Below are 21,303 nucleotides of genomic sequence, written 5' to 3' on the forward strand. Positions count from 1 at the left end.
GTTCGATTTTTATGTTGACAAAAAAACTTTTATTGATTATAGTTACTTCGTTTGCAAAGAGATTTTATTTAGGAGCCGATTTATTTATGAGCAATTATTTCAGTATGGAAGCCTTTGATTATGATGATATTCAGCTTGTGCCCAACAAGGGAATAATTAAAAGCCGTCATGACGCGGATACAAGTGTTAAGTTTGGAAACCGAACATTTAAAATACCGGTTGTTCCAGCAAACATGGAAAGCGTCATTAATGATGATTTAGCTGTTTGGCTGGCACAAAACGGCTACTACTATGTCATGCACCGCTTCCAACCGGAAAAGCGACTCGCTTTTATCAAAATGATGCACGAAAAAGGCTTATTTGCCTCAATATCCGTCGGTATCAAAAAAGGCGAATATGATTTTATCGACCAATTAGTCAGTGAGAACATCAAACCTGAATATATCACGATTGATGTAGCTCACGGTCATTCTATCTATGTTATTGATATGATTAAATACATTAAAGAAAAATTGCCAGATACTTTCTTAACAGCAGGTAATATTGCGACCCCGGAAGCAGTTCGTGAATTAGAAGGTGCAGGAGCAGATGCCACAAAAGTTGGTGTTGGCCCTGGCCGTGCATGTATCACCAAACTTAAAACCGGTTTTGGTACTGGTGGCTGGCAACTAGCTGCTTTAAGAATGTGCAGTAAAGTAGCCAGCAAACCATTAATTGCTGATGGCGGTATCCGTTATAACGGCGATATAGCGAAGTCCATTCGTTTTGGTGCCACCATGATTATGATCGGTTCAATGCTTGCAGGGCATGAGGAGTCATCTGGTAACGTTATTAAAATTAATGGCAAAACTTACAAGCAATATTGGGGGTCAGCTTCTGAAGTGCAAAAAGGGGCGTATCGTAACGTTGAGGGCAAGCAAATGCTTGTTCCTTATAGGGGGCATATTGCCGACACGCTTAGAGAAATGCAGGAAGATTTGCAATCTTCAATTTCGTATGCTGGTGGTAAAGACCTTAGTTCAATTAAGTTGGTTGATTATGTAATTGTCAAAAACACGATTATGGATGGCGACAAATAGCTAATTTCATGATTTTATTCCCAAATTATTAATAAATATGGTAATTATTTCTTTTTTCCGTTAAAATAAAATTTATCTCAGCTCTGGTAGGTAGTCGGTGCTGAGATTTTTTATTTTCTCCAATAGTAAATATTAGTGGCTGAAATTAAATATATGTGTACTATCACAATTAACGCCAACAGAAAAACTCTCAAACTGGATAAAATTCAGTTTGAGAGAGCTGATTGCTATATTTAAAGCAAATTATCTTTCTCTAATATATTCATATCATAGTTTGATCATTCCTCACAATATTAAAGTATTGTTGTAGTTCAGAATCACCATTTTTAATTTCCAGTAATCCTTTGCTAGGGTCAAGAATTATAATCTGTAAACTAAAAATCTTATGACAATTTATATATACAGGCCGCTTAAACTTAAGAACAAAATAACGTTTCTTAATTTTGTGGGGGCCCAGAAGCGTGAGGTACATATTATAAGGGTATGCATGGTAGCCTTCATTTAATATTAAAGCTTCAACATAACTAACAAAATTGTTTTTATGCGTTTGGGGGATGCCTAGTTGTTTAATCAAATGATTAGCTACTATGTCCTGAATTTTTCCTTTTAAAGCATCTATTTTAATTATTACTGGCCGCTTAAAATAATTGGCAATTGAGCCAATTGTTCGTTTAGTGGACAGTATTCTTTGCCACAGAGCCATTCTTAGCCCATCATCCGAAAAAAAGGAAAAAGTTATTTTGGGAATATTTATATTTTTATAACCTGGTTTAGTTTTTGAGGAAACTAATAAATAATCATATTTCGAATAATCAATATTTTCCAATTCATAAGAATAAACAAAAGTATATTTTGCATTATACTTATTTAAATTAAGTTTGCCTATTAAGTGTTCACTGGCTGATTTACCATAATCGTTTACAACCAAGAAGTTAGTGGGAAAGTAACTGTTTTGCTTTTGATGAATTTTACTATATAAGCCCAGAACTATATCGTTAAACAGGCTGTCATTTAACTCTTTTTTATTATAATCAGCACAAGAATTATATAAAGCAACTGTTAAAGAACTTGAAGCAAAAATTTGGCGAGCAACCTTTTCAGTTGCTAGTTCTAAATTGAAGCAAACAAAGTCATATTTTTTCTTAAGGTATCTGATAAAAAAACTGCGATAAATGTATGAAGCAATATCAGAACCTTTATTAATGCATAGTGACAATTGCTCTTTTAAAACAGCACAAACTTGTTCAACCTGTACTTGTACTTGCTGAGACCAGGTTTTTAATTTATTCAGATCAGGAATCTGATCAATTTCGGAATTAATTAGTAAAAAAATAGCTAAGCATAGTTCTTCTTTGATACTATTTTTAATTAATTTCGCTGCAATTATAAATGCCTTGTTATGCATCAATTCAACTTTAAAATTATAATCAATTTTTAAACTAATATCTGGCCGTAATTTATAAATCAGCAGATATTTTGTTACTTGCTTGAAGCCATTATCCGTTAAAGGGAAATCATATTCATGAACTAATTGGAGTAAAGTCTGACTTTTATTTAGTAATTCAGTTTTAGTAACACCATATTCAGTAAAAGCATATTCTGGTAGCAAAGCGTCTTTTTGTTCAAAACTATATATATCAAATAAATCTATCAAACATGAACGAACAGCACCCGTTTTGCCTACTACTTTCATGCCATAGTATGGAACAGATTTTACTTTTAAATTATAAATACTAAAAAATTTTTTTACATCGCGCATATCTTTTTTGATAGTCGCGGTACTAAAATTTAGTTTTCTCGCCAACTGGTCGATTTTGATGTAGTTTGGACTCGCACACAGAAATCTGCAAATTTTAGCAATACGTAACTTATTACGAAACAAGTAATTAAACTTGAGATTTAAATATTCAGAGCAATTCTCCTTTAATAATTTCAACCAGTCACTTTCTGCCAAAGAATAATCAAGCAAATATCCTTTAGCTCTTTGATTGATAATTTTGACATCATGACCGTTATTACGTAAAGCCTTATTAATCTGCTCAAATTCTGTATTCAGCGTCCGCGCTGAAATTCCGCTTTTATTTTTTAATTCAGAAATAGTAAGTAAATCATTGTTTAAAAAAAGATTTAACAAATCAATTTCACGGTAAGTTAAATTCAACATTGTTTTGCGGTCTTCCTTTTTAAGACAATATTAATACTTACTTTAACTTAAAACTTATGCTTTTTCTAATAATGACTTTCGTAAACTCAAATATTCTGATTCAGTCAAACCCAACTTGTTAGTTGCATACTGATAAATTGTGCCGTATTCGCGCGTTATTTTGGTAATTGAAGCAGTAATAAATTCTGCTCTAGTGTCAAAAAGGGCATACATATAATCCGCAATTGCTTTATTACCAGTTTGTTGCAAAAATTTTTGATAGTAACGAGCATTTTTCTTAACGCGTGCTCGTTTAGTTAGCATGTAATCATAAACCAATAATTCTGACGGTACACTGAGAATTCCTTCCAAAACCATGAAACCAAAGCCAGTTCTGTCTTTACCGCCACGGCAATGTTGCAAGCTGGGTAAATACTTACTTTGGGCCGTAACTTTGATAGTATTACTAAAAGCCTCTAAGCTTGCAGGACTACCGACAAAGGACTCTTGCTGTCTGATCATTTGATCATTACCAGTTTCTCCTTTAGCCAACGCTTCTTTAGCCCTTTCCTTCATATCCTTTCCGGTATCTAAGTTTTGGGCTCTGCCGGCTATGGCAGCTGTTTCTGCATTAGGATCAAAATTAAAAGTATGAATTGCAGGATCAATAACAGGGTCAGGCGTATCTTTAACTTCAATTGCACCACGAAAATCAATTATTGAATTTAACCCCAAATTTTTAACAAAAGTATAGCCAGAAGGCTCTAAATTGTGCAAATAATCGGAGCGATAAACTTGCCCCCATTTGATTCTCATGCCATCACTTGTGCGATAGCCACCAATATCGCGCAGATTATACATCCCTGGGACAGGCAGTATACGATAACCAAATAACAAAGGCTCGTAATTCTTAAAATTTAGAATGAAATAAGTTGGCCTAACAGTTGAGTAAGTAAATTGAAAGCTGACCTGAGTTTTATTACTGGTTAACAAATACTTTTTTTCTTTAGTATATTTATCATTATTCAGAGTCCAATATAATTCATAATCAGGTAAATTCTGCTCATCAGTCTTAATATCTACTTCCGTTTGTCCATCATCTAAAACATATGCTTCTGCGTAGTCGATTTTCATTAGTTTTTTCCTTGCACTTGTTCAATATATTCTTTGATTGGTGTAGGCGTATCATAAGCCGCCATTTGAAAGTTTATTTCCAGTCCTGAGTCAACCAATTTGTCTAGAGCATCCTTTTCTTCTGGAGTAAAGCACAAGTCATTGTTGTAGCGAATTGTGCGTTCTTTACGCTCTCTCATACCACCAAAATTAATTGACTTAATGTCAACCCCGCCTTCAATTAAGTGCAATAAATCAAGGGTACTGGTCAATATTAAAAACGTGGTCTTCTTTATAGGATTTTTCTTGTAAACTCGAATAAATTTATCAACTCCAAAAACATGCACGATATAGCCAGGAGCAGCCATTTTCAACACTTGCTCTTGTACTGGGTTACTAGCTGCCCTATCACTGATGCATATAATTTGCTCAGCACCAACATGACGCAGCCAGGAACTGGCAACCTGACCGTGAATTAATCTGTCATCAATACGAGTCCACTTGATTGGCATTTTGCTTCTCTCCTTCTTTTGCTTTTTCAGTAATATTCACTAACGCTTGCGGATATGTTCTTTCAATAATCTTCTTAGCTTCTACTAAATTTTCAGGATTGCTTAAGCATAGTTCCAGTAAAACTGGCATATTTAGCCCCGAATAAACTAAGACATTTTCATTTGTCAAAGTTAAATACGTAGACACATTAGCAGGGGTGCCACCAAAAATATCAACTAAGATAAGAGTTTCCGCATTTTTTTCGTTGAGAGCTTTTAATTTAGTCTGAATCTCATCAAGACTTTCTTCATAAGTTTTACCTTTAGTAACAGATAAAACTGCAACATTTTTTTGCGGCAGTCCAATAATCATTTCAGCCGACTTTAATGCTTCCTGAGCAAACAAGCCGTGACTGGCCAAGATAATATTTATAGCCATCAGTAACCTCCTTACAAATTATTTAATAATTCCCATTACTGCTAAAACTGTACCCAAAATCAAAATAGCAAATATTAGCCAAGTTAAATATTTACGTGGTAAATATGAGTGTAATTTATAAAGACCTAAGGTAAACAGCAAAGGTAACAGCTTTGGCATCACGCCGTCTAATAATTTTTGGATGACAATTTTTGTACCCTTGGTATAAATTACTGTACCAACATTTATCTTGACGTATTGGGCAATGAGCGCACCTATAACCATGACACCGATCGCTGTTGAAATATTAATTATCTTTTGCATAACCTTCTTTTGGTTACCACTTTTAATAAATTCTGTGCCCTTTTCGTAACCAAAAATAATTCCATAATATTTAACAACAATATTAATTCCGTTATAAATGACGAACATCAATATAGGTCCTAATACATTTCCTTGTAATGCATAAGCTGCACCGATACTACCGGCAATAGCCTGAATGGTTATTTTAAAGACACTGTCACCAATACCAGCTAATGGTCCCATCATTCCGGCTTTGATAGCAACAACTGCTTCTTTTTCATCCTCGCTGGTTGTCTCTTCAACAGCTGCGGTAATTCCCAGAATCATACCTGTTGCCGTAATTTGTGATAAAAAGTAGGTCAGATGGCGCTTCATAGCTTCTATTCTAAGTTCCTTATTATCACCATAAAGACGGCGAATAATTGGTACCATCGCATTTAAAAAGCCAATAGCTTGGGTCAAGACCAGCGTCGAAGTAACGTTTAGTCCCCAAATTTGCAATCGCCAAAAGACTTTATTTAAATCCTTACGGGTAATTTTTTTACTATTTTTAGTTTCTACTTCATTACTCATAGGTCGTACCCCGTATCTTCATCAACTTGCTGATTATTAGAACTACTATTTTCTGAACCCATTTCGTTTTGCTTATCTATAATTTCCATAATGTAGGAATAGATCACGGCAAAAATTAAAGAAATTAAGGTAACTGGCAAAATGCCTAAGTTTAAATAGGCTGATAAAACAAAGCCAAAAATTAAGAATGGCCACAATGTGCCCTTCATCATCATTGTCATTAAGATGGATAATCCCACAGCAGGCAATAAAGATGACGCTGTTCCCAAACCATTTAAGATGTTGCTTGGTACAACAGCCAGTATTTTATCAATTATGCCCTTTTGGAAATAAACAAACAGAAATGTTGGTACTGCTCGAATTGAAAACTGTATGAGAAAAGCAACAATATTTATTTGCATTATCCCACTTAAATCTCCTTTATCAGCCAATCTTTGAGCCCATGGTTCGAAAAACTGTTTTAATACCCGCGTAACTACTATTAACTGTTGAATTAAAACGGCTACAGTAGTGGCGGCAGCGACTCCAGCAGCAATTCCTTTTGGTGTAGCACCTGTTCCTGAAGTAATTGAAACAGTAACTCCGATAATTGTCCCGACAATCATATCTGGTGTTTGATAACCCGCCATGTTGCCTAGTCCCATCCACATTAATTCCAATGTAGCGGAAATCACGAGTGCCGTTGGCAAATCTCCCAGGATTAATCCTACAACCGGTCCAACTAGCAAGGGTCTCCGAAACATTTGTGGTCCTTGATCGTCAAATGAACAATATCCTGCCCAAATTGCGATCAGCAAAGCTTTTACAAGACTCATTAACGTACTCCTTTCATCTAAATAACTTTTTAGTTATTCAATTAATACATTGTCAGTATAAAATAGCGCTTTCATAACCTCCATGGATTTTTTATCGCTTAATATTGCAAAAAAATAGTAGGAAGTCAGCTTAAAAGTAATCAAATAAACCAAGCTTATATTATTTATACAAACTTGGTTTATTATATTTTGAAAATTGCAATTTTCGGTTTTATTATTTTTACATTTTTTTAATTATTTTTATCATCTCTTATAAATCAAAAGTATAGTCACTCTTGATTTAACAAGATATTGCCTGATCGCATTTTCTTAAATGCAATATCAATATCATCTGTATCTGTCGCCTGCAGCATTTGGCTAAGATTACCTTGAAAAACACACTTTTTGTTGCCAACGAATACAATATGCGCCTGCATGGAATTTAATTTATCCAACTGGTGCAAAGTAATAATAACTTTCGAAAATTGTAATTTTAAGTTGAACACCCTACTTGATCTGATAGTTGCAATCTAATCTTCTTTCATATAATTCATCGGGTGTGTGGTAGGCTAAGATCTTGCGGGGCAGGTTATTGCACCAGTCCTCAATGCCATAGATTTGCCTTAAGTCATAATCCTTGATGGACTGACCTTTAGGAATGAAGCGCCGGATTAGCCGGTTGTGCCGCTCAACCCCGCTCTTCTTACAAGAAGTATCAGGGTGCGCGTAGTAGACCAGCGTCTGCGCTGCTTGTTCTAACTGGGCTAAATCCGCAAACTCAGAACCATTATCCGTGGTAATGGTCTTAAAGACTTCGTGCCAGTGTTCCTGGTATTGGCTGCGCAATGTTTTAAAGGCCGCCATGACGCTGGCAGCCGTCTTATCCTTAATCGGGATAATCATGAATTTGCGGGTCATGCGTTCATACAGGGTTAAAAGGGCCTGGTCATCTTTGGTATTATGTCCTTAAAACTAAGTCGCACTCCCAGTGACCAAACTCGCGGCGCTGGTTAATAGCAGCAGGCCGTTCACTAATACTGCGGCCCAGCTGGCGTTTATGCTGGCGTACCCGTTTGGCTTTCGTCTTACGGCTTAAGCACTCAGGCAAGTCAGTTGCCTTAATCTGTAATAAATCAAGTTCCACATAATGATAAAGCGTCTTGGTGCAGACTGTTTCATTCCGGACAAAGACGCCGCTGGCTAAGGCGCGACCGGCACAGGCATCAAGCGAGTTCATTGGAGACTTCTTTCTAGAATTAGGTTGGTAATTACATTCTATCAAAGAAGTCCAATGGACTTTTTTCATTTTCTAATCAGGGCAAGTGTTCAACTTCATTTTACAATTTACCACTTTTTATCTTAATACACGCATATTACCTTGTTTAGCCATTACCGCTTGAATTTCTGCATCACTAACTAAGTTAAAATCACCGCTAATAGTTAATTTTAAGACGCTGGCTGCTAAGGCATAATTAAGCATCTTTTCCTTAGAAAAATGATGCACCAAGCCATGAACTAAACCGGCACCAAAAGCATCACCAGAAGCTACACCTTCCCAGACATGCATTTGATAGACTGGTGCCTGAAAAACCTCACCATGATCAACCATCAAAGCAGTCCACTTTGAATCCTCAACCGAATGAATATCTCTTAAAATGCTGGCTACTGTCTGACATTTAGGATATTTACGCGAAATTTCTTTCATCCCTTGAATAAATGTTTCTCTTTGCTCAATACCATGACTCATATCGTTATCAAAAGCTTTGATCCCTAAAGTCGCCTCAAAGTCTTCATCATGTGCAAGACAAATATCTACATAAGGCATTAATTTTGCCATTGCTATCTGAGCATCCTTAGGTGACCACATTTTTCCCCTATAATTAAGGTCACAGATAACCTTAATATCATGCTTTGCGCAATATTGACAAGCCGCCAAAAGTGCTTTTTGCAATGCAGAAGAAATCGCGGGCGTAATTCCTGAAAAGTAAAAATAACCCGCATCTTGCAAAATTTGGTCCCAGTCATATTCTTCAGCCGGCGCCACAGCAAAAGAACTTCCTGCCCGATCATAAACTACACTGGTATTGCGGATGCTGGCTCCCTTTTCGAAAAAATAAATGCCTAAGCGTGGTCCGCCCCGATGAATTTCACTGGTATCTACCCCATAACAACTTAGCGCTCCTAATGCTGCCTGACCAATAGCATGAGCTGGTACTTTAGAAACAAATTGAGCATTATCACCTAATAGAGCCAGTGATACGGCTACATTTGCTTCTGCTCCTCCATATAGACCAGAAAAGCTATCTGTTTGAATGATACGCTCGTTTTCACGCGGCTTCAGACGCAACATAATTTCACCAAAAGTGACAACCTTTTGCATACCCATCACCTATTTTCTTTAATTCGCAGATATTCTTTGCGATATAACTTAGCTTGCTCAGTTACTGCCGCATAATTTCCTTTGGCAGCAGCTGCAGTCAAATTGCTGCCCGCACCTACTACAGTGACGCCAGCTTCGAACCACTCGTGCATATTGCTTAAGTTAACACCACCAGTCGGCATAATATTAGCTTGGGGTAAAGGTGCTTTAACAGCCTTAACAAAGCCAGGTCCCATGGTACTTCCCGGGAAAACTTTAACAATCTCTGCACCATAGCGCATAGCCGTTTGAATTTCACTCACAGTCATACAACCTGGTATATAAGGTACCTGATACTCATTACACAAAAATGCGGTATTCTGGTCGAAAGTAGGAGCTACAATAAATTTGGCTCCTGCCAAAAGTGCAATTCTTGCAGTTACTGCATCCAAAACTGTGCCGGCACCAATCACAACATCTGTGTCTTTAGCATATTTTGTACTTAGTTTTTGTATAATTTCTGAAGCATTAGGCACAGTAAAAGTTAATTCAATCGCTTTAATTCCACCGTTAATACAGGCATTGGCAGTTTTCTCAGCTTCTTCAGGAGAGTTTCCTCTAACTACTGCAACTATTCCTGCATTTTTGATAGCTAAAAGTGTTTCTGATTCTTGCATTGTAAGTCCTTTCATTACTCTTTTTGTCTTATGGTAAACCTTTACCCAAAATAATTCAATGACGTTTTTCGCGGACCCGTCAGTTTTTGGTTATTTGCTATAATGAACTTAGTACAATTATTCGAGGGTATTATGAAGAAAAAAACAGCAAGTATTAAAGATGTTGCCAGCTTGGCAAATGTCTCTATTGCAACAGTTTCACGTTATTTACATGGTCAACTTAATCGAATGTCAGCTGAAACAGCTGATCAGGTAAAAAACGCAATTGTTAAACTGAATTATGTTCCGAATGCTGCAGCCAGACAGCTAATAACTCACAAAAGTAAAATGATTGCGATCATTGTTGTTAATATAGCTGATTCGTTTTCTACCGAATTATATAAGGGAGCGAATTCCGTCTTAGAACGCGCTGGCTACGCCACCGTAATGCTTGATACTGATTCTCAACAAGCTAAAGAAAAACAGCTAATTAATATGGTGGGATTAAATACTTATGACGGGTTAATATTACAGCCTTTAAGTAGCGATGTTGCTAAAATCAAATCTGAAGTCCGGAGAGATTTGCCAATTGTAATTCTTGACCGTCAATTAAAGGACTCCCCGTGGCCCCAAGTAATAAGCGAAAATTTTGCAGCTAGTAAAAAAGCTGCTCAGTATTTTTATCAACATGGATTTACACAAGCAATTGTTTTTTCATCCGCAATCGCAATTGCCTCGACTAGGCAAAAGCGTCTTAAAGGTATTAAAGCTGTTTATCCGCAAGTTACTATCTTTGAACTTGACGAAAAAATGCTCCAACATAAGGAAATATTTGCTAAATTAGAAAAAATTTTGGCTGAAAAAGCAGAAAAAACCGTGCTTTTCTTTCTAGAAGAACGTTGGCTTTTGTTATTTTTACCAGATTTAATTCATGCCAACCTTTTACCCAACAAAAATATAGAAATTTCTGGTTTTGCGGATTCCAGCTTAATTTCGTCTATTTGGCCCTCTGCTAAGATGATATTGCAAGACCCTTACAAAATGGGGCAAAAAGCTGGTGCAATCATGCTTAATTTATTGGCAAACAAACAAAACATACCTCATACTTCAATGGTTAAAACCAGTTTTATTAAAAAAGACTAAAAAGGGGCAAAATCTAACTCAAAAAATAAAGCGTTGAGAACTTATCTTCTCAACGCTTTTTCAGATTGAATATAATATTGGTTTTCGTTAATTTATTCTGACTAATTTACACTATAAAAGCACAGTACAAAACATTTTTTAGCCTGCTAATATAAATAGCTACTTAGGAACATGAACTAAGTTATCACGTACCAGGCATTCCGCAATCTCAACAGTATTGCTGGCGGCGCCTCTTAACAAGTTATCAGCTACGACCCACATATTGAATGCGCCGGGGTTTTCTTGATCTGGACGAATACGCCCAACAAAAGTCTCTTTTTTGCCCGCTGCTAACAGGGGTTGTGGATAAATCTGGTTTTGGGGATCATCTTGTAGAACCAGTCCTGGAGTCTTCTTAATTTCCTGCTGGATAGCAGCAGCAGTGACTGATTTGTCTTTAAGAACGAAATAAACCGTTTCGCCATGACCAATTTCAACTGGCACCCGTACGCAAGTAGCAGTAACTTTTATCTGCTGTGAATCTTGATCATTATACAAAATCTTTTTTGTTTCATGAATCATTTTCCATTCTTCGTGTGTATAACCATCATCTTCAAATACATCAATTTGCGGTAAGAGGTTAAATGCTATCGGATAATGCTTTTTAGCAGATGCAGTTGGCAATATTTTGGCTTCAGTCTCTTGATTATTCAGCCTATCTTGTGCTTGTTGAAGCAGCTCATCCCGAGCTGCCTTACCGGCACCAGAAACGGCTTGATAAGTTGAAACAATAATTTGTTTAATTCCCCATTTAACGTGCAGTGGATAAAGCGCAGCCACCATTTGTATTGTTGAACAATTGGGGTTAGCAATAATTCCGTGATGGTTAACTAATTGGTCATCGTTAACTCCTGGCACAATTAGCGGAACATCATCAGCCATACGAAAAGCACTGGTATTATCTACACACACTGCTCCTCTTTTAACCGCTTCAGGCAACAATTTTTGAGACACCGCACCGCCGGCAGATGATAAAACCAAGTCTACGCCATTAAACGAGTCCGGCCGTGCTTCTTCTACTTTAATTTCTTGATTTTTAAATTTTAGTTTTTTACCTGCTGAATTCTTAGAAGCCAGCAATTTAACTTCTTTAACAGGAATTTGTGCATGTTCCAATTCACTAATTAAGCGTTGACCCACTGCGCCTGTAGCACCTAAAATTGCAACTACATATTCTTTCATTTAATATCGCCCTTTTCTGCTAAAAATTTTTGAATACGCTTCATAGCTGTATGCAGATCTTCATCGCCAGCAGCATATGAAAAGCGAATATATCCTTCTCCACCAGCACCAAAAGCACTTCCGGGAGTACCACCAACTTTAGCTTCATGTGCTAAATCTAAGGCAAAAGCTTCGTCATTTTGACCGTAACTTGCTGGTATTTGGGCAAAAACATAAAATGCGCCCTCACTCTTATGCGTTTTTAAACCCATTTTATTCAAAGCAGCAACAATATAGTCACGCCTTTTTTGATAAATTATGCTTGCTTCGACAGGATCCTGATCGCCATTTTCAAGGGCTTCTGCAGCCGCGGCTTGAGCAGGATTAGAAGGTGCGGTTACCAAAAAGGCGTGCATCTTGGCAACTAAACTAATTAAAGCAGCTGGACCTGTCACATAACCTATTCTATAACCCGTCATAGCATGAGATTTTGAAAGACCGTTAATTACTAAAGTGCGTTCAGGTAAATATTGAGCTATTGAAATATGGGCAAAATCATACGTCAATTCACTATAAATTTCATCAGAAATCACATACAGCTGGTGCTGCCTAATAATTGGAGCCAGTTGACCTAAAACTGAGGCTGGGCACTCCCTACCGGTAGGGTTAGTCGGGTAATTCAGTAAAATGGCTTTTGCTTTAGGATACTTAGTTAGAGTTTTTTCCAGAACTTGCGGAGTTAAAACAAAATTTGTGTCTGCAGTATTAATGGCAATCAATTCGGCTTTAGTATACTCAATTAACGGAAAATAAAGAGCATACGATGGCGTTGGTACAATAATTTGATCTCCCGGTTGAAACAATGCCAACATAGTTGCAGCTATGGCTTCAGTTGCACCGACAGTAGCAATAATTTCACTTTCAGGATCATACGAAAGATTTTGTTTACGTTTTAAATAATTGCTGATTGCCTTCCGCAGTCTTAAAGTTCCCTTTTGAGCTGAATAGTGTGAATCATTATCTAAAATGCTTTGAGCAGCCGCTTGCTTAACATGTTCAGGTGTATTCAAATCTGGTTCTCCCAGAGTCAATTTGATTAAATCAGGTACATTTTCAATTTTTTGAGCAAAAGCCCGGATACCAGAAGCAGGAATTTGTGCCAAAGGTATGTGGGTAATTGAAGTTAAATCAGCAGCTAATTGTGGCATTCATTATTCTCCTTATAAAATTTGGTCCAAACCGACCACTAATTCCGATAAATTCATTATTTGATCTAAAGCAACTTTCACGCCTTGCATAAATGAAGAACGTGAAAACGAGTCTTGTCTAATAGTTAAAGCTTCGCCAGGACCACCAAAAAGCACCTGCTCGTGAGCTATATAGCCGGGTAACCGCACAGAGTGAACGGGAACGCCATCATAATCGGCACCGCGAGCTTGAGAATCATTTGCTGTTTGAGAGCAGTTTTCTGAATTACGATTAGCAGCAATTAATTTGGCAGTGGTAATAGCCGTAGCACTCGGAGCATCCTTTTTGTCAGCATGATGGATTTCAATGACTTCAGCATCAGGAAAGTAACGGGCTGCTTCTTGCGCAAATTTCATTAATAACACGGCCGACAAGCCAAAATTAGGAGCAATAATACCGCCTAACTTTTCTTTTTGTGCAATTGCTTGTAATTTCTCAGTTTGTTCAGTAGTTAAACCACTAGTGCCAATAATAGGACGTATATGGTGCTTGAGTGCAAATTCGGTATTTTCATAAACAGCTTGTGGAGTAGTAAAATCAATCCAAACATCAGCAGCAACATCAACCATTGCTAAATTATCAAATCGCTTAACGTCAGGCTTGAAATCCGAACTGCTAGAGGCTGTGGGTGCTAAAACTGCTACCAATTGGCAATCCGGTAATTTTTCAACTAATTGAACTGCTTGTCTGCCCATAGATCCTGTGGCACCAGCTATTAAAATTTTTTTCATTAATCTACTCCTAATTCTAGTGGCAGTTCATGCAATAAAGCCGCTTCATCTAAACCTAAATGAATAGCTAATTGCCGTTTTTCTGTCTCATTTAAATCTACAATCGGTAACCGGCAGCCACCAGCAGGTAAACCCTGAGCGTTTAAAACTGCCTTAACCGGTGAAGGGGAGGGGTACATAAATAATGCTTGCATTTTCGGCATTAGTTGTCTTTGCAATTTACCCGCTGCAGCAATTTTGCCCTGATCTAAGTCATCATACATTTTCCGCATAGCTTTGCCATAAATATGAGAAGCTACCGAAATTACTCCTTTTGCTCCCAAGACTTTAGCCGTTAAAGATTGTAAGTCTTCGCCTGTATATACCAAAAAGTCATTGGCTGCATGTTCAACAATATATTCCAAGTCCTCTAAATCTGAGCACTGCTTAACACCAGCAATTTTTGGATTACGCGATAAATCAACCAGAGTTTCCTTGCTAATCTTAATTCCTGTTCGTCCCGGAATATTATAAATAATGATTGGTACAGGTGAATTTTCAGCTACTTTTTGAAAATGAGCTGTAATTCCTCTTTGATTCGGCTTGTTATAGTATGGCGCAACTACTAATGCCATATCAATACCGGGAATTTGTCCTACTTCTTGCGTAAACGCAACGGTTTGGGCAGTATTATTGCTGCCTGTGCCGGCTATCACAGGTACACGGTGATCAACTATTTGAGCGAATTTAGTATATAACGCAATTTTTTCATCATGGGTCATGGTTGCTGTTTCACCAGTCGTACCGCCAATGACGAAGCCATTGCTACCTGTATTGAGTAAATGCTCGGTTAATCGTTTCAGACCAGGATAGTCAACTTCTCCCTCCTTATTAAAAGGGGTAATTATCGCGGTCATTAAATCTGCCTTATCAAAATTAGTCATGTTTTTTCTCCTTTTGAGCTACATGTGACTCAGTAAAAAACCTACCATTGCTTTAATTCCTAATATTATTGCTTCTTCGTGCGGATTAAATGTTGCAGAATGAAGCTGGGAACTATCATTTACGCCCAGCCAAAACATGGTACCAGGTATTTGTGCCAGTAAATAGCCAAAGTCCTCTCCTGTCATAGCCGGCTGCATCTCTTGGTAATTAATTTGAGTATTTTCCTTCATATAATTAATGAACTCGCTTGTGATTTGAGGATTATTTTCAACTGGCCAATAGCCGCCTTGATTAAGCTGCAAATCAACCTTAGCATTATAGCTTTGTGCTATTCCTTGAGTTACCTCCCGCAGACGCTGATCGATTCTTTCGATCATTTTTTGAGTTAGCCCGCGAATAGTTCCTTCTAAATGAGCATGACCGGCAATCGCATTTCTAACTGTTCCAGCCCTAACTTTTCCTATTGTAATAACACCACTTGCAATTGGATCAATACTGCGAGATATAATTGTTTGAATTTGTTCTATTAAAGCAGCAGCGGCCACTACCATATCATTAGCTTGCTGTGGATATGCGGCGTGACCATCTTTACCATATAAGTCAATATTGATTTCAGTTGTGCCCGCAAATAATGTTCCTAAACGGCAGCCAATTGTGCCGGTGGGTAAGTCGGGAGTAACGTGCAAGGCGAAGAATTCATCTGGATGCCATTTACCAGTAAAAACCCCAGCTTCATAAGCTTTTTTACCACCACTTTCACTTTCTTCAGCTGGCTGGAAAAAGAAAAGTAAATTATCCTGCGGTTGCTGATCACAAAAATAAGCTAAAATTCCAAGCGCTACTGTCATGTGGATGTCATGACCACAGGCATGCATTTGACCATGATTGTGAGAAGCAAACGACAAGCCAGTATTTTCTTGAATTGGCAGACCATCTATATCTGCTCGATAACCAATTGTTTTTTGTGGTTTACTTCCCCGAACCAGAACTAATATAGCTGTAGGTAGTTCAGGGCATGTACGTATTTCAATATTTTTCTGGTTAAAATTACCAATGACTTGCAAGAGATATTTCTGTGTTTGATATTCATGCAATGCTAGTTCCGGTATTTGGTGCAAGTCACGGCGAATTTTAATAAGTTGCGCAGAAGTTAACATTAATTCACAGCTTTCTTAGTCCCTGTTCAATTCCTGTCTTAGAGGCAGTTTTTTGATCACGCATTTTAACAATTTTTGCTGGTACTCCGGCAACGACGCTGTTTGCAGGTACATCTTTTGTTACTACCGCTCCTGCCGCTACTACCGCATGGTCACCAACTTGGACTCCTTCTAAAACTACTGCATTAGCACCTATCAAAACATTTTTGCCTATTTTTACAGGTTGTGCTGAGGCTGGTTCCACGACTCCGGCAATTACCGCTCCTGCTCCTATGTGGCTGTTCGCACCAACGATTGCTCGGCCGCCCAAAACGGCATTCATATCAATCATGGCATTTTCACCAATTTCTGCTCCAATATTAATGACAGCCCCCATCATAATTACCGCATTTTTGCCTATTTCAACATTTTCACGAATAAGGGCACCCGGTTCAATTCTGGCAGAGATGTTCTTCATGTCTAGCAGGGGAATAGCAGAATTCCGACTGACATTTTCCACTTGATAATATGTTATCTTCTCGGCGTTTTTTTCTAAAAAAGGACCTAAGTCTTGCCAATCTCCAAAAATGACCCCGGTATGAGTTTCACTAAAAATCTTGCAATTTTCAGGCCACTTTAACTTAGACATCTCAGCCTTGATATATACTTTCACAGGTGTTTTTTTGGTTGAATTAGCAATGAAATCAATAATTTCAGTTGCCGACATTTTTTTCATATTTTTAATTATCCTTTCGGTTGATAAAAGCGATCATGACTAATTAAATCCGCATAAGTTTCACGTGTAACTACTACCTGTGCTTGACCATTTTCTGCAAATACGACTGCTGGCCTTGGAACACGATTGTAATTCGATGCCATGCTATAAACATAAGCGCCAGTAGCCAGAACTGCTATTACATCGCCCGGTTTACTTTTAGGGATTTTCAGTTTGTTAATAATAATATCGCCTGATTCACAATAACGTCCCGCCAGTCTAACCGTTTCTACTGGTTCTGCATGTGGCTTTTCTGCTAATACTGCCTCATATTGTGCTTGATAAAGTGCCGGTCTAATATTATCACCCATGCCCCCATCAACTGCTACATAAGGAAGCAGTCCAGGTACTTCTTTGCGAGCACCGATTGTATATAAGCTATAACCGGCTTCACCGACAATTGAACGTCCTGGTTCAATCCAGATAGCCGGAATTTTTAAGTGGCTTATTTGCGCACACTTTTTAACTGTCTGCACTATTTGACTGATGAAGGTTTGAGCAGTTAAAGTATCATCCTGTTCGGTATATCTAATACCAAAACCGCCCCCTAAGTTTAAAACATGCGGTTGGTAATCATATTTTTGCTCCCAGTCCTTGACTAATTGCATAAGTCTTTCAACTTCCAGCTTAAACCCGGCTGTCTCTAGAATTTGTGAGCCAATATGTGCGTGCAGACCAATTAGTTCCATTTGCGCGTTAGCTTTAACCTGTAAAAAGGCCTGCTCGGCTTGACCCGAACGAATATCAAAACCAAATTTACTATCTTCTTGACCAGTTTGATCATATTCGTGAGTATGTGCCGAAACTCCTGGTGTTAGCCGCAACATTACCTGCATCTGACTATTTGTTTCTTGTAAAATCTGGCCTAACAACTTAATTTCAGTAAAATTATCTAAAATAATGACGCCAACATGATTTTTCACAGCCATTAATAACTCAGCTGCAGTTTTATTATTACCGTGAAAGCTAATTCTTGCTGCAGGAAAACCTGCTTGCAGCGCGGTATATAATTCACCCCCAGAAACAACATCCACATGTCCGCCCAGCTCATTAATTACCTGGTAAATTGCTATCGTAGCAAATGCTTTACTGGCATAACTAATCGCATAATTCACATTTTCTTTTGCAAAAGCGTTTTGGAAAGCCCGAAATTGCCGTTTGATTTTTTGTACGTCATAAACAACTAATGGAGAACCAAACTCTTTTGCTAATTTTAGTGCATTAACCCCACCAATTACCAAGTGACCTTGAGCATTAGTTTGATAATAATCATTAGCAGCCATTTAAGTCTCTCCCTTTTTCTTAAAATAAAAAGGGCTCTTTTGTCGTGCCTAACAAAAGAGTCCTTCAAGTTATTATCTGGTATCAATTTTGTCGATAGCGCTCCGCGAATATAAAATTGCGACAGTCCGTAACCTGTTAGATTACGTCCCAGCTAATTAATTACCGCAATAATTAATGCTTCGGCAACCGCCCCTTTCACTAGTTTCTCAGCCTTTGCAGAAACTCCACCAGCTACTTTTGTTGGTTGCAACCTCTTCGATTTATTAAAATATTATTATTAATTAATATCATTGTCAACCATTTTCAGTCAGAATTATTTTTTGTTTTTAAAATAAAGACAATGATTTTAAAAAAATGTCATTTTAACTACAAGTCAAAAAACTTCTAGTAGCAATGTTTTTTGGCTTTTTACAGTTTAAAAACAGTTAATCAAAATGGCTCATTTTCAAAAGTTCTCTTTTTATTTTTGATTGAAGATTAAAATTTTAATGATAAAATGCAATACTAATTACTTAAAATTAAATTTAATTGTGAAAGGTATTAACATGAAAGTCGTTAAATTTGGTGGTAGTTCCCTTGCAGACGGGGAGCAATTTGAAAAAGTAGTAAATATTATTAAAGCTGATCAGACTCGTAAAGTAATTGTAGCTTCTGCTCCAGGAAAAAGATTTGCAAATGACATTAAAGTAACAGATTTATTAATTGAGTTTGCACATAAAACAATTAATAAAGAGGATTGCAGTTCAACTGTAAAAACAATTTGGTCTAGGTATCATGATATTGCTGCTTACTTTCAAATATCTGAACAATTATTACAACCTTTACTGCAAGAACTAATTGCTTTGCCAAAAGCTGATTACCCTAATCAAGACTATTTAATGGCTAGCTTTAAAGCTCACGGTGAAAAACTTAACGCACAACTTTTGACTTTAGTTTTACAAAATTATCATTTACCAGCTTACTTCCTTGACCCCCAAGAAGCGGGCTTTATGGTTACTGACAACGCTAATGACACCCAAGTGATGCCAGAAACTTACAAAAATTTAGAAAAGTGGTCTAGCAGAGATAACGTGTTGGTTGTTCCCGGCTTTTACGGTATTACCAAAGACGGCTTAATTGCTACTTTTTCCCGTGGCGGATCAGATATCACTGGCGCAATTTGGGCACGGGGGATTAAAGCAGATTTATATGAGAACTTTACCGACGTCGACGCTATATACGCCGCTGATCCCAGAATTATTACTCACCCCCACGCAATTAAAGTTATGACATATCGCGAATTGCGGGAGCTGTCATACGCTGGCTTTTCGGTTTTCCATGATGAAGCGATCATTCCTGCAATTGAAGGTCAAGTACCCATAAATGTCAAAAATACTAACCACCCTGATTTACCAGGAACAATGATTGTGCCCGAGCATGATTTTCATCCCCAAAGCATAATTACTGGGGTCGCAAGTTCTAGTCATTTTGCTGCATTATATTTACATAAATATTTACTAAATAAAGAGGTTGGGTTTACACTTAAATTATTACAAATTTTCTATAAATTTAATATTTCATACGAACACATGCCATCAGGAATTGATGATCTGACTGTTATTTTTGACAAAAGACAATTTAATGAGCAAATCCGCCAGCAAATGTGTTTTGAAATTCAACAAGCATTGCAACCTGACCAACTAGAATGGTTTGATGATTATGCCATCATCATGGTAGTAGGAGAAGGAATGCGCAACAAGATTGGCGTAATGAAGAATATTACAATGCCGTTGGCACAGAAACACGTCGCAATCCACATGATTAATCAGGGTGCCTCACGTATTTCTATCATGCTGGGCACTAAAAGAGCTGACGCAGCAGCGGCAGTTAAAGAAATTTATCAGCAATTTTTTAAGTAAATATTTAAAGGAGAAACTTTATGGTACAACTACAAAAAGTTCATGGCTCGCAAAACCAATTTTTTCTGCTTGATCAAACCCAATTAAAAGCACCATTAACTAAAGAAGAACTAGTCAACTTGGCACAGCAAATAACCAAACGCGACACAGGTTTATTAAATGGCGCGGACGGTTTGCTTGTAGTCAGCAAGTCACACCATCCCCAAGTTTTAGGTAAAATGCAGGTCATCAATGCTGACGGCTCTTTTGCTTCAATGTGCGGTAACGGCCTAAGGACTGTCGGCCGCTATTTAGCACAAAAATATCATAAAGAAACATTTAAAGTTGAGACTATGCAGAGTGATTTGCGTGTCAGCTGCAAGCCGGATTGGGCTCAAGATGTTAAAGCAGTCAGTGTTGAAATCAGCCCTGTCAGTTTTCAGGCAAATGATCTTCCCTTTACCAATTTAGGCGCTACTCAGTTAATTAATCAAAATGTTCCCGAATTTGCACCTAATTTAAAATTTTCAGCAGTTGCTGTTCCCAACCCACATTTGATTAGTTTAGTGCCAAATAACATTTTACAAAGTAACTTATTGGAAAAACTAGGAACAAGGTTAAATCAGAAAAACCCTTATTTTCCAGACGGCGTAAACGTTAGTTTTGCTCAAGTTTTGAATGCACATCATCTATTTGTGCGCACTTTCGAACGGGGTGTAGGTTTTACCAATGCTTGCGGCACTGGCATGTCAGCCGCAAGTCTGGTTTACGCATTAACTTATCCGCAGGAACACCTTTTTGGGCAGTTACTAACTATCTCCAATCCCGGAGGATTTGTTCAAACTAAAGTACATCGGACTGCACATAGCTATTGGATAGAATTAATAGGTAATGCGACAATTACGCACTATATTGATGTCACAGAAAGTGAATTACACGAAAAACAGCTGGGCTTTAGTAACTTTAAGATTACATCAACTACAGAAAATGAAGCTTACCAGAAATTTATGGCAACACATCACAAGTAAAGGAAAATTTTGGTAGTAAAGTATTGTA

General features: G+C 37.6%; 20 protein-coding genes, 1 pseudogene and 1 riboswitch. Of the genes and pseudogenes, 4 read left to right on the plus strand and 17 right to left on the minus strand.

Annotation, left to right across the window (positions count from 1 at the left end; all coding sequences use genetic code 11):
• Nucleotides 1–86: 86 nt before the first annotated feature.
• Nucleotides 87–1,079, plus strand: a complete 993-nt coding sequence (locus tag JF73_RS08185; RefSeq protein WP_046327772.1) for a GMP reductase — start codon at nucleotides 87–89, stop codon at nucleotides 1,077–1,079.
• A 262-nt stretch (nucleotides 1,080–1,341) separates the two neighbouring features.
• On the opposite strand, the gene JF73_RS08190 is transcribed toward JF73_RS08185, so the two are convergent.
• The 10 genes and pseudogenes from JF73_RS08190 to JF73_RS08235 form a co-directional block, all read right to left on the minus strand.
• On the minus strand, nucleotides 1,342–3,243 hold the full coding sequence (locus tag JF73_RS08190) for a helix-turn-helix domain-containing protein (RefSeq protein WP_046327773.1): 1,902 nt from the start codon (nucleotides 3,241–3,243) through the stop codon (nucleotides 1,342–1,344).
• A gap of 54 nt (nucleotides 3,244–3,297) precedes the next feature.
• Nucleotides 3,298–4,356 (minus strand): tyrosine-protein phosphatase, encoded by a 1,059-nt coding sequence (locus JF73_RS08195; protein WP_046327774.1) that lies wholly within the window; start codon nucleotides 4,354–4,356, stop codon nucleotides 3,298–3,300.
• On the minus strand, nucleotides 4,356–4,847 hold the full coding sequence (locus tag JF73_RS08200; protein WP_046327775.1) for a PTS sugar transporter subunit IIB: 492 nt from the start codon (nucleotides 4,845–4,847) through the stop codon (nucleotides 4,356–4,358). Before JF73_RS08200 ends, JF73_RS08195 begins: the two co-directional genes overlap by 1 nt.
• A complete protein-coding gene (locus JF73_RS08205; protein WP_046327776.1) occupies nucleotides 4,822–5,265 on the minus strand; it encodes a PTS sugar transporter subunit IIA in 444 nt (147 codons plus the stop codon). The genes JF73_RS08200 and JF73_RS08205 overlap by 26 nt, the downstream gene beginning before the upstream one ends.
• A gap of 18 nt (nucleotides 5,266–5,283) precedes the next feature.
• On the minus strand, nucleotides 5,284–6,120 hold the full coding sequence (locus JF73_RS08210; protein WP_046325673.1) for a PTS system mannose/fructose/sorbose family transporter subunit IID: 837 nt from the start codon (nucleotides 6,118–6,120) through the stop codon (nucleotides 5,284–5,286).
• Nucleotides 6,117–6,935, minus strand: coding sequence for a PTS mannose/fructose/sorbose/N-acetylgalactosamine transporter subunit IIC (locus JF73_RS08215; protein WP_046327777.1), 819 nt, complete (start codon nucleotides 6,933–6,935; stop codon nucleotides 6,117–6,119). The genes JF73_RS08210 and JF73_RS08215 overlap by 4 nt, the downstream gene beginning before the upstream one ends.
• Nucleotides 6,936–7,204: 269 nt before the next feature.
• Entirely contained in the window at nucleotides 7,205–7,351 is a 147-nt protein-coding gene (locus tag JF73_RS09770; RefSeq protein ID WP_218838187.1) for a hypothetical protein, read from the minus strand.
• 70 nt (nucleotides 7,352–7,421) lie between these two features.
• Nucleotides 7,422–8,145, minus strand: a pseudogene (locus tag JF73_RS09870) (IS30 family transposase); the annotation flags it as partial.
• A 123-nt stretch (nucleotides 8,146–8,268) separates the two neighbouring features.
• Nucleotides 8,269–9,294, minus strand: coding sequence for a sugar kinase (locus JF73_RS08230; RefSeq protein WP_046327869.1), 1,026 nt, complete (start codon nucleotides 9,292–9,294; stop codon nucleotides 8,269–8,271).
• A gap of 5 nt (nucleotides 9,295–9,299) precedes the next feature.
• Nucleotides 9,300–9,950, minus strand: a complete 651-nt coding sequence (locus JF73_RS08235) for a bifunctional 4-hydroxy-2-oxoglutarate aldolase/2-dehydro-3-deoxy-phosphogluconate aldolase (protein WP_046327870.1) — start codon at nucleotides 9,948–9,950, stop codon at nucleotides 9,300–9,302.
• A 132-nt stretch (nucleotides 9,951–10,082) separates the two neighbouring features.
• Between JF73_RS08235 and JF73_RS08240 the strand changes: the two genes are divergently transcribed.
• Nucleotides 10,083–11,072, plus strand: a complete 990-nt coding sequence (locus tag JF73_RS08240; protein ID WP_046327779.1) for a LacI family DNA-binding transcriptional regulator — start codon at nucleotides 10,083–10,085, stop codon at nucleotides 11,070–11,072.
• Between the two features lie 159 nt (nucleotides 11,073–11,231).
• On the opposite strand, the gene JF73_RS08245 is transcribed toward JF73_RS08240, so the two are convergent.
• The 7 genes from JF73_RS08245 to lysA are packed head-to-tail and all read right to left on the minus strand — an operon-like array spanning nucleotide 11,232 to nucleotide 18,369.
• Nucleotides 11,232–12,293, minus strand: a complete 1,062-nt coding sequence (locus JF73_RS08245; RefSeq protein ID WP_046327780.1) for an aspartate-semialdehyde dehydrogenase — start codon at nucleotides 12,291–12,293, stop codon at nucleotides 11,232–11,234.
• The gene (locus JF73_RS08250; RefSeq protein ID WP_046327781.1) at nucleotides 12,290–13,480 is read right to left on the minus strand and encodes an aminotransferase class I/II-fold pyridoxal phosphate-dependent enzyme; all 1,191 of its coding nucleotides are present in this window, start codon (nucleotides 13,478–13,480) and stop codon (nucleotides 12,290–12,292) included. Before JF73_RS08250 ends, JF73_RS08245 begins: the two co-directional genes overlap by 4 nt.
• A 12-nt stretch (nucleotides 13,481–13,492) precedes the next feature.
• Nucleotides 13,493–14,251, minus strand: a complete 759-nt coding sequence (gene dapB / locus JF73_RS08255) for a 4-hydroxy-tetrahydrodipicolinate reductase (RefSeq protein ID WP_046327782.1) — start codon at nucleotides 14,249–14,251, stop codon at nucleotides 13,493–13,495.
• Entirely contained in the window at nucleotides 14,251–15,174 is a 924-nt protein-coding gene (gene dapA, locus JF73_RS08260) for a 4-hydroxy-tetrahydrodipicolinate synthase (protein WP_046327783.1), read from the minus strand. The genes dapB and dapA overlap by 1 nt, the downstream gene beginning before the upstream one ends.
• Nucleotides 15,175–15,192: 18 nt before the next feature.
• Nucleotides 15,193–16,332 carry an N-acetyldiaminopimelate deacetylase gene (locus tag JF73_RS08265; RefSeq protein ID WP_046327784.1) on the minus strand — a complete coding sequence of 380 codons (1,140 nt, stop codon included), beginning with the start codon at nucleotides 16,330–16,332 and terminating at the stop codon, nucleotides 15,193–15,195.
• A gap of 4 nt (nucleotides 16,333–16,336) precedes the next feature.
• The gene (dapD, locus tag JF73_RS08270; protein ID WP_046327785.1) at nucleotides 16,337–17,047 is read right to left on the minus strand and encodes a 2,3,4,5-tetrahydropyridine-2,6-dicarboxylate N-acetyltransferase; all 711 of its coding nucleotides are present in this window, start codon (nucleotides 17,045–17,047) and stop codon (nucleotides 16,337–16,339) included.
• Between the two features lie 8 nt (nucleotides 17,048–17,055).
• Nucleotides 17,056–18,369 carry a diaminopimelate decarboxylase gene (lysA, locus tag JF73_RS08275; protein WP_046327786.1) on the minus strand — a complete coding sequence of 438 codons (1,314 nt, stop codon included), beginning with the start codon at nucleotides 18,367–18,369 and terminating at the stop codon, nucleotides 17,056–17,058.
• Nucleotides 18,370–18,455: 86 nt separating this feature from the next.
• A riboswitch (Lysine riboswitch) is annotated at nucleotides 18,456–18,634 on the minus strand.
• Nucleotides 18,635–18,915: 281 nt separating this feature from the next.
• On the opposite strand from lysA, the gene JF73_RS08280 reads away from it, so the two are divergent.
• Nucleotides 18,916–20,268 (plus strand): aspartate kinase, encoded by a 1,353-nt coding sequence (locus tag JF73_RS08280; RefSeq protein WP_046327871.1) that lies wholly within the window; start codon nucleotides 18,916–18,918, stop codon nucleotides 20,266–20,268.
• Between the two features lie 20 nt (nucleotides 20,269–20,288).
• Entirely contained in the window at nucleotides 20,289–21,275 is a 987-nt protein-coding gene (gene dapF, locus JF73_RS08285; protein ID WP_046327787.1) for a diaminopimelate epimerase, read from the plus strand.
• Nucleotides 21,276–21,303 lie beyond the last annotated feature (28 nt).

The organism is Lactobacillus helsingborgensis, assembly GCF_000970855.1.
GTDB classification, from domain to species: Bacteria; Bacillota; Bacilli; order Lactobacillales; family Lactobacillaceae; genus Lactobacillus; species Lactobacillus helsingborgensis.

What these genes read in the sequence shown, in the direction of transcription:
- JF73_RS08185 (WP_046327772.1), top strand. Translation starts at nt 87, where the DNA reads ATGAGCAATTATTTCAGTATGGAAGCCTTTGATTATGATGATATTCAG.
- JF73_RS08190 (WP_046327773.1), bottom strand. Translation starts at nt 3,243, where the DNA reads ATGTTGAATTTAACTTACCGTGAAATTGATTTGTTAAATCTTTTTTTA.
- JF73_RS08195 (WP_046327774.1), bottom strand. Translation starts at nt 4,356, where the DNA reads ATGAAAATCGACTACGCAGAAGCATATGTTTTAGATGATGGACAAACG.
- JF73_RS08200 (WP_046327775.1), bottom strand. Translation starts at nt 4,847, where the DNA reads ATGCCAATCAAGTGGACTCGTATTGATGACAGATTAATTCACGGTCAG.
- JF73_RS08205 (WP_046327776.1), bottom strand. Translation starts at nt 5,265, where the DNA reads ATGGCTATAAATATTATCTTGGCCAGTCACGGCTTGTTTGCTCAGGAA.
- JF73_RS08210 (WP_046325673.1), bottom strand. Translation starts at nt 6,120, where the DNA reads ATGAGTAATGAAGTAGAAACTAAAAATAGTAAAAAAATTACCCGTAAG.
- JF73_RS08215 (WP_046327777.1), bottom strand. Translation starts at nt 6,935, where the DNA reads ATGAGTCTTGTAAAAGCTTTGCTGATCGCAATTTGGGCAGGATATTGT.
- JF73_RS09770 (WP_218838187.1), bottom strand. Translation starts at nt 7,351, where the DNA reads ATGCAGGCGCATATTGTATTCGTTGGCAACAAAAAGTGTGTTTTTCAA.
- JF73_RS08230 (WP_046327869.1), bottom strand. Translation starts at nt 9,294, where the DNA reads ATGCAAAAGGTTGTCACTTTTGGTGAAATTATGTTGCGTCTGAAGCCG.
- JF73_RS08235 (WP_046327870.1), bottom strand. Translation starts at nt 9,950, where the DNA reads ATGCAAGAATCAGAAACACTTTTAGCTATCAAAAATGCAGGAATAGTT.
- JF73_RS08240 (WP_046327779.1), top strand. Translation starts at nt 10,083, where the DNA reads ATGAAGAAAAAAACAGCAAGTATTAAAGATGTTGCCAGCTTGGCAAAT.
- JF73_RS08245 (WP_046327780.1), bottom strand. Translation starts at nt 12,293, where the DNA reads ATGAAAGAATATGTAGTTGCAATTTTAGGTGCTACAGGCGCAGTGGGT.
- JF73_RS08250 (WP_046327781.1), bottom strand. Translation starts at nt 13,480, where the DNA reads ATGCCACAATTAGCTGCTGATTTAACTTCAATTACCCACATACCTTTG.
- dapB (WP_046327782.1), bottom strand. Translation starts at nt 14,251, where the DNA reads ATGAAAAAAATTTTAATAGCTGGTGCCACAGGATCTATGGGCAGACAA.
- dapA (WP_046327783.1), bottom strand. Translation starts at nt 15,174, where the DNA reads ATGACTAATTTTGATAAGGCAGATTTAATGACCGCGATAATTACCCCT.
- JF73_RS08265 (WP_046327784.1), bottom strand. Translation starts at nt 16,332, where the DNA reads ATGTTAACTTCTGCGCAACTTATTAAAATTCGCCGTGACTTGCACCAA.
- dapD (WP_046327785.1), bottom strand. Translation starts at nt 17,047, where the DNA reads ATGAAAAAAATGTCGGCAACTGAAATTATTGATTTCATTGCTAATTCA.
- lysA (WP_046327786.1), bottom strand. Translation starts at nt 18,369, where the DNA reads ATGGCTGCTAATGATTATTATCAAACTAATGCTCAAGGTCACTTGGTA.
- JF73_RS08280 (WP_046327871.1), top strand. Translation starts at nt 18,916, where the DNA reads ATGAAAGTCGTTAAATTTGGTGGTAGTTCCCTTGCAGACGGGGAGCAA.
- dapF (WP_046327787.1), top strand. Translation starts at nt 20,289, where the DNA reads ATGGTACAACTACAAAAAGTTCATGGCTCGCAAAACCAATTTTTTCTG.